The sequence below is a fragment of the Actinosynnema sp. NPDC023658 genome (assembly GCF_040639995.1).
Taxonomy (GTDB): Bacteria; Actinomycetota; Actinomycetes; order Mycobacteriales; family Pseudonocardiaceae; genus Actinosynnema.
The window spans coordinates 1-7,158 of record NZ_JBFAAX010000300.1; the positions used below are offsets into that span (position 1 = coordinate 1).

Sequence of the window (7,158 nt, forward strand, 5' to 3'; positions counted from 1 at the left end):
GAACACCTCGCCGTGGTCGTGGCCGCCCGCGGCGTGCTCCGCGTGCCGTGCCTCCTCGACGGCCAGCGCCGCCCGGATCGGCACCTCCACCACGAGCACGCCGACCAGGCCCGCGAGCAGCCCGGACACCGCGCCCGCGCCGACACCGCGGAGCAGCAGGCCCCGGTAAGCGATCTTGTGCATCTCCGCCGCGCCTAGTGGCACGGGACGCCGAGCGCGTGCCGCCCGTCGTGGAAGAACTCGTGCACGGTCTGGGCGGCGTCGCCGAGAGCGATGCCGTTCTCCTGGAGCACGACCCAGGTCACGGTCAACGCGACCAGAGCGACGGCGTAGGCCCATTTGGGGACGGAAACGGAAGGGGAAAGGGGGTGCGCGGGGCTCGTCATGACGGCCTCCTCCATACCTCGTGGAAGGTCAACAACAACTCGTGCCGCAGCCGGTCTCCTGACTCCCGGATCGACGCCGTCCCCGCGTCTTCCCAGCCGCTCCACGCGACCAGTGACGTTCTCGGCGGGTTGGCTCCCCGGTCACAGTGGCGAGGACCGCGCCGGATTCACACCGGCTTCCCGTCCACTGCGGCGCTGCGAACCGTAGATGTCGATCGTGGGTCGGCACAACCGACCAGACGAGTTGTCGTGTTCCTCACGTCCGAGGTCAGCGCGGGGACAGCGGGCAGTCGCCGCACGTGCCGCCACCATCGAGCCGGTAGTACAGGCAGCAGCTGCGCCGCCGGAACACCACCTCGCCCGGGAACGGGATGAACTCGCCCGTGCCCTTGAGCGGCGGGTCCGCGAACAGCTCGTCGGCCACCGCGAGCCAGTCCGTCCCGCCGCCGACCCCGCTGTGGCCGTCCGCACCTGAACCGCCCGCACCGCGGCTGATCGCACTGCGGCTGACCGTGCGCAACGCTCCGGCCATGGACGACCCCGCGTTGCCCCAGAGCAACCCGCGCGCCACCGACGTGACCGCGTGCACCCTCTCCACCACCGGCTCCAGCGACCGGGCGACGTCGACCCGGACGTCCCCGGCCACCGCCGAGTCGGCCAGCACGGCCAGGGCGGGCGCGGCCAGCGGCATCGCGGACGCCTGGGCGATCATGAGCACGACCGCCAGCACCAACCGGTACCGGCTCTCCTGCCAGGCGATGAGCAGCAGCTCCCAGCCACCGCGGAGGACCTCGATCACCGGCTGACCCCTTCCGCCACCGCGTCCACCGCCGCGCCGTTCACCGCCGGCCGATCCGCCGCGTGCCCGTTCGCCGTGCCGTCGAGCGCGGGCTGGTCTGCCGGGTGCCTGGTGGCCGTGCCGCCGTCCAGCCCGTCCTCGTCCACGGCGTCCATGTCCTCGATGTCGATGTCCTCGGTGTCGTCGACGTCCTCGGCGTCCAGCCCGCGGGCGAACCGCCTCGCCTGAAGGGCGAACAGGCGGGCGTAGTGGCCGCCCGCCGCCATCAGCTCGTCGTGCGTGCCCCGCTCCACCACGCGCCCGCCGTCCACCACCACGATGTGGTCGGCCCGCCGCACGCTGGAGAACCGGTGCGAGATGAGCAGCGAGGTCACCCCGCGCGTCAGCTCCACGAACCGGTCGAAGAACGCCACCTCGGCGCGCACGTCCAGCGCCGCGGTCGGCTCGTCCAGCACCAGCACCGTCGCACCCGCCTCCAAGGCGTAGAACGCACGGGCGATGGCGATCCGCTGCCACTGCCCGCCGGACAGGTCCGTCCCGCCCGGGTAGGCGCGAGAGAGCGGCGTGTCCAAGCCGTCGGGCAGGGCGAGCAGCGCGTCCGCGATCCCGGCCCGTTCCGCGGCGCGCAGCACCACCGCCCGGTCCACCGGCACGTGCGCCGCACCCAACGCGATGTTCTCCGCCGCGGACAACTCGTAGCGCACGAAGTCCTGGAAGATCACGCCGACCTGGCGGCGCCACCGCACCGGGTCGAACTCCGCGATGTCCACGCCGTCCGCGCGCACCGCACCCGACGTCGGCTCGTACAGCCGCGCGAGCAGCTTCACCAGCGTGGTCTTGCCCGTGCCGTTGACCCCCACCACCGCCGTGCAGCGCCCGGCGGGCAGCTCCAGCTCGATGCCGTCGAGCACGGCGCGGTCCGAACCGGGGTAGTGGAAGCCGACGCGGTCGAAGGTGAGCGACCTGGCGGGCGTGCCCGCGGGCACGTCGATCCGACCGGGCCGGGGCTGCCCCTCGTCCAGCTCACCGAGCCGGTCGTGCAACCGCTGCAGCGCGGTCAGCGACAGCATCGCGAACTGCGTGCTGGTGTCCGACTCGGCGTAGTGGCCGCCGAGCGACATCGCCAGCGCGACCGCCTGCACCCCGAGCGCCAACGCGGTCAGGCTCACCCGACCGGTCGCGGCGAGCTGGGCGGCGTGCACCATCGCGGCACCGGACAGCAGCAGGCCGACGCACGTCAGCAGCAGGTACGGGGTCAGGTAGACGCGGCGGCGTGCCCGTTCGAAGGTGTCGCGCACGGTCCGCCACACGGCCGCGTAGCGATCCGCGAGCCAGCCGGTGAGGCCGAACACCCGGATCTCCTTCGCCGCCACGTCGGTCATCGTGAGCTCGTGCAGGTAGCCGATCTCGCGCATCCGGCCGATGAGGTCGCGCCCCACCCGCGAGTACTTGCGCAGCCCGCCGCGCTGGCCGTAGCGGAACGCCAGCACCGCGGCACCGACCCCGAGCGCCGCCGGCCACCCGATCGTCAGCCCGATGGCCGCTACCAGGGCCACCAGGCGGGTGTAGCGGGCGACCAGCGCCACCATGCCGAAGCACGCCTGGCCCGGTGTGCCCCAGTCGCGGTCGAAGGCGCGCACGGCCTCGTTCAGCTCGTCCAGCGTGCGCTGGTCCTCCAACGGCCCGATGCCGACCGGCCGCAGCATCAACGCCATCGCGTCGTCCCGCAGCGCGCTGTCCACCTGCCGCCGCAACTGCTGGCCCAGGGCGTTGCTCACGGGCGCGAGGATCTGGGTGAGCAGGAACGCGGCGGCGGCGAGCAGGAAGACCGAGGTCAACCGGTCCCAGGCCGCGCTGCCGACCCCACCGCCGACCGCGGCGGGCACCTCACCGACCACCATGCTCGTCGCGACCACGAAGGCCACGGGTAACAGGCCGAGCACGACGTTGAGCACGACCAGGAACACGACCAGGGCCACACCACCGGACGGCAGCAACCGCGCGATCCGCAACCGCGGCCGCACCGCCTCGTCCACCCAGTTCGCCCACGTGGCGTGCAGCCCGGCCGTCGCGGACGTCGCAGCGGGAGGTGTTCCGGTCGTCATGGCGCTCCCGCGAGTCCTTCGGTGGTGCGGTTTCGTCGACCAACCGCTCGTCGAATTGGCCGCAGGCGCATTGCCGCAGTTTTCCTGACGTCGAATGGGCGCCAATCCTCAACGGCCGGCCAGGCGTCCCAGGGCATCCAAGCACAGGGGTGCGAGCGCCTTCAAGAAGGTGATTTCGTGAATCCGCACGATCTTCCCGGGCCCGTGGCCGGACGTTGCTCCGGTCGGTCCAGCGGCCCGCCCGCCCCGACGGTGCCAGGACGGTGTGGGCCGGACGTGCGTCCGCCGGTCGGACCTCCACCCCGCTCGGCCCGACGTCGCGCGTCACCGCCGGAAACTCGGCGGGTCCGGTGGGCGCCGAGCATTTTCCTTGCTTTTCCCGACAGTGGGAAAACACATTCTTCCGGGCGTGCCGCGTCGTGTTCCGGCCGCCGCGGCGGCAGTGAGTGGAAAATGAGTACCGGGCAGATCCGCAAACCGGTGTCGCGCCTCAGGCGATTCGACGTGTTCGCGATCCCCACTTCGGCACCGGCGTGGGCGAGGTCAGGCTTTCGTGGCCGTGACCCAGCGGTTGGCGGCCAGTGCGTCGTGCGGTTCGGGCAGCGGTCCGCGTCCGTGGTGGCGGGTGAAGTCGAACGGGGTGTGGACCCGGGTGGTCCAGCCGCGGGCGGTGAGGTCGGCGGCCGAGTCGGGGCGGGGGTCGTCGTCGAACAGGGCGAGCAGGTCGATGCCGGTCTGGGCCTTGGTCGAGGTGTAGACGGGGCTGTCGCGGACCGCGGGGTGCTCCCGGACCAGCTTGACCTCGTAGGCCAGCGTGCTGCCGGGTGCGGACAGCCGGTCGACGGTGTCGATCAGCCGGCGTTCGGCGTCGCCGGGCAGGTAGAGCAGCAGGCCTTCGGCCAGCCAGGTCGTCGGTTCGTCCGGTCGGAACCCGGGCAGGAGCCGCGCCCAGTCCTCGCGGAGGTCGGCGCTCACCGGGTGACGGGTGGCGCGCGGCCGTGCCCCGAGGCTGTCCAGGACCTGGTGCTTGAAGGCCATCACCGGGGCCTGGTCGACCTCGAAGACGACGGAGTCCGGCGGCCAGTCGAGGCGGAAGGCCCTGGTGTCCAGGCCGGCGCCGAGCAGCACGGCCTGGCGGTTGCCCGCGGCGAGCACGAAGTCGTCCAGCACCCTGGTGCGCAGCCCGAAGTAGCGGGCGAGCCTGCCCCACAAGGGGTTCGCGTCGCCGTCCGGGACGTCGCGCGGGTGCACCGGCCAGTTCGCGGACGCCGGCGCGGCGCGCACGAAGTGCTCGGCGTAGTCGTCGCGGGCGAGGGAGTCCGGGCGGTGGGTCTCGATCGCGCGGGCCGCCGCGACCATGAGCGCGGTCAGCGCGACGCCCTCACCGAGCACTGGTCGTCCTCCCGTCCGAGGGGATCGCACCACGTGTCAGGGCGGTCGTGGGTGGTGGTGCGGGCCCCGTACAGGTCGGCCATGAACCGCGCGGTGTCCTCGTCGCGCTGCAGCAGGCTGGTGGTGCAGTCGACCAGGAGCGTGATGTGCCAGCCCTTCTGGAAGGCGGTGCGGGCGGTCGAGTCCACGCACACGTCCGCGTACACGCCGGCGAACACCAGGTGCTCGATGCCGCGCCGCCGCAGGTGCTGCTCGAAGCCGGAGGTCAGGAACGCGTCGAAGCACGCGTGCTTGGTGACCACGAACTCGCCCGGCTGCGGGGTGACCTTGTGGAACCGCGCGCCCCAGGTGCCCTCGCGGCAGGTCGGCGCCCGACCGCCGCGTTCGTTGCGACGGCGCCAGCTCGGGCCCTGGTGCTCGACGTCCCCGACGAAGCGGACGAACACCACCTCGGTGCCGCGGTCCCGCGCCAGGTCGACCGCGCGTGCGGCGTTGGTCGTCACCGCGTCCAGGTGCGCGGGGTCCTTGGAGTACCTGGCCGTGGCGACCGGTCCGGTGCAGAAGTCGTTCTGCAGGTCCACGACGACCAGGGCCGTCCGGGTCACGAGCCCGCCTCCAGCCTCTCGGACCGCCTCACGCGCGGGTGGGGCAGTTCCGCGAGCAGCGCGTCGACCACGTCCGTGGTCGAGTGCTGCCCGCCGAGGTCGGGGGTGAGCACGCCGCGTGCGGTGACGGCGGCCAGCGCCCGTTCCGTCGACTCGATCGCGCCCGCGCCGTCGCAGTGCCGTTCGACGACGGCCGCCGCGGCCCGCACGGTGGCCACCGGGTTGACGGTGTCACGACCGGCCAGGTCGTCGGCGGAGCCGTGCACGGTCTGGTACTCCACCAGCCCGGCCAGGTCGGGGTGCAGGTAGACGTTCTCGGTGCAGCGGTTCTCCTGCTTGTCCGCGCCGTAGCGGTCGAGCAGGACGACGTGCATGATGTCGCCCCACTCGTTGCCGGCCACGACGACCGTCCGCCTCGGTAACCCGTGCTGGATCAGGTTCCGGTTCACGGTGTCGGGTTGGCTCAGCTCGATCCGCACCCGGTGGCGCTCGGCCGCGGCGCGCACCCAGTCGTCGAACGCGCCGTCGAGCAGGTGGTGCTTGTAGGCCATGACGATCCGGTCGGCGCCGCCGTCCGGCCACTGCCGCCACCCCTGGGCGAGGGCGTGGGCGATGACGTCGTCGGTGACCTCCCGGCTGAACTGCATCGTGCGGGTGAGCACGCCCGGCGCGTGCCGGTTCTCACCGGTGTAGAAGCCCTGGGCCTCGTCCCGGACGAGCAGCAGCGCCGCGTCGGGCGACGACCCCGGCGCCGACATCACGTCGACCTTCACCGCTCGCAACCGTTGCCTGACCAGGTAGAGCGACTGCGCGTTGACGGCCGTGCGGAACACCGCGGCGGCACCCCGCCGGGCCAGCGCCCGGCAGAACCGCTCGTAGTGCCCGGCGTCGTCCTCGGTCAGCCGGCGCGCGTCCGCGATCCCGTCGGCTTCGGCGCGCAGCGAGAAGTAGGAGTGGTAGACCCGCGGTGAGCGGGTGATGGTCGGCGCGACGCCGTGCAGCCGCCCCAGTCGGTCCACCACTCGCTCGAAGACGTCCGCCAGTTCGGGGCCGGTGCCCCGACCCACGGCCAGCCCGACCTCCGCCGTCATCCGGCGCTCGGCACCAGGCGGTCGCCCGGGATGCCGGCCGCTTCGGGTCGGTAGAAGTCCTTGATGCTGGTCACCCAGTCCGCCACGGAGATCCGGTCGTCCGGGTCGGGCTCCAGGGCGGCGAAGAGCGCGTCGATGTTCCGCGGCTCGAACCCGATGGCGGACATCAGCGCGGTGAACACCGGCCGCTCGATCAGTCCGTCACCGTCCGGGTCGCCCAACCGGGCCAACGACCGGGCGAACTCGTCGATCGTGGACTCGAACCGCTCGGGCGACAACACGCTGTCCGCGTACTCCTCCCGGTTGATCCGGCCGTTGCGGTCGTCGTCCAGTTCCGCGGCGAGGGTCTTCCAGTAGCGGTGGAACGCCGCGGTCATGGCCTCCTTCGCCGCCGCGTCGGACTGCGGCGCCGCCTCGACCACCCGGTCGGCCATGACCTCGAAGTCGATCGCCTCGATCTCACCGGAGCCGTCGACGTCGAACAACGTGAAGATGAGGTCGACCCGGCTCTGCGCCGCCTGGGGGTGGTCCATGTTCCTTCTCCCGTCGAAAATGGCGACGCGACATCGGATGGAATCACGCCGTCGTCCCGCAACCGTGGCCGGTGCCGGTGTCCCATGATGTCGGAGGCCGCCCCTGCCGGGTCGAACGATTCGCGTGTTCACTGGAAAGTGTGAATTGCCAACGCCATCGGAACTATCGAGCGCGACTGCCGTCGTCCGTTCGGGGGTGTTCTGTCGGCGCGGTCGCCTCGTCCAGCTCGGTGTGCCACAACCGGGT

At 72.2% G+C, this 7,158-nt stretch carries 8 protein-coding genes and 1 riboswitch; all 8 genes read right to left on the minus strand.

What is annotated here, in order from left to right:
* Positions 1-183: CbtA family protein (locus AB0G02_RS24430; RefSeq protein ID WP_360797786.1), on the minus strand; the 183-nt coding region annotated here is incomplete at its 3' end.
* An 11-nt stretch (positions 184-194) separates the two neighbouring features.
* Complete coding sequence (locus tag AB0G02_RS24435) at positions 195-386, minus strand: CbtB-domain containing protein (RefSeq protein ID WP_360797787.1); 192 nt, start codon at positions 384-386, stop codon at positions 195-197.
* Positions 387-416: 30 nt separating this feature from the next.
* Positions 417-601, minus strand: a riboswitch (cobalamin riboswitch).
* 53 nt (positions 602-654) lie between these two features.
* Positions 655-1,185 (minus strand): (2Fe-2S)-binding protein, encoded by a 531-nt coding sequence (locus tag AB0G02_RS24440; RefSeq protein WP_360797788.1) that lies wholly within the window; start codon positions 1,183-1,185, stop codon positions 655-657.
* Positions 1,182-3,290 carry an ABC transporter ATP-binding protein gene (locus tag AB0G02_RS24445; RefSeq protein WP_360797789.1) on the minus strand — a complete coding sequence of 703 codons (2,109 nt, stop codon included), beginning with the start codon at positions 3,288-3,290 and terminating at the stop codon, positions 1,182-1,184. Before AB0G02_RS24445 ends, AB0G02_RS24440 begins: the two co-directional genes overlap by 4 nt.
* A 543-nt stretch (positions 3,291-3,833) precedes the next feature.
* The gene (locus AB0G02_RS24450) at positions 3,834-4,682 is read right to left on the minus strand and encodes an SAM-dependent methyltransferase (protein WP_360797790.1); all 849 of its coding nucleotides are present in this window, start codon (positions 4,680-4,682) and stop codon (positions 3,834-3,836) included.
* Positions 4,658-5,287, minus strand: coding sequence for a cysteine hydrolase (locus tag AB0G02_RS24455; RefSeq protein ID WP_360797791.1), 630 nt, complete (start codon positions 5,285-5,287; stop codon positions 4,658-4,660). The genes AB0G02_RS24450 and AB0G02_RS24455 overlap by 25 nt, the downstream gene beginning before the upstream one ends.
* Positions 5,284-6,378, minus strand: a complete 1,095-nt coding sequence (locus AB0G02_RS24460; RefSeq protein WP_360797792.1) for an isocitrate/isopropylmalate family dehydrogenase — start codon at positions 6,376-6,378, stop codon at positions 5,284-5,286. Before AB0G02_RS24460 ends, AB0G02_RS24455 begins: the two co-directional genes overlap by 4 nt.
* Positions 6,375-6,911, minus strand: coding sequence for an EF-hand domain-containing protein (locus AB0G02_RS24465; RefSeq protein WP_360797793.1), 537 nt, complete (start codon positions 6,909-6,911; stop codon positions 6,375-6,377). Before AB0G02_RS24465 ends, AB0G02_RS24460 begins: the two co-directional genes overlap by 4 nt.
* Between the last annotated feature and the right edge of the window lie 247 nt (positions 6,912-7,158).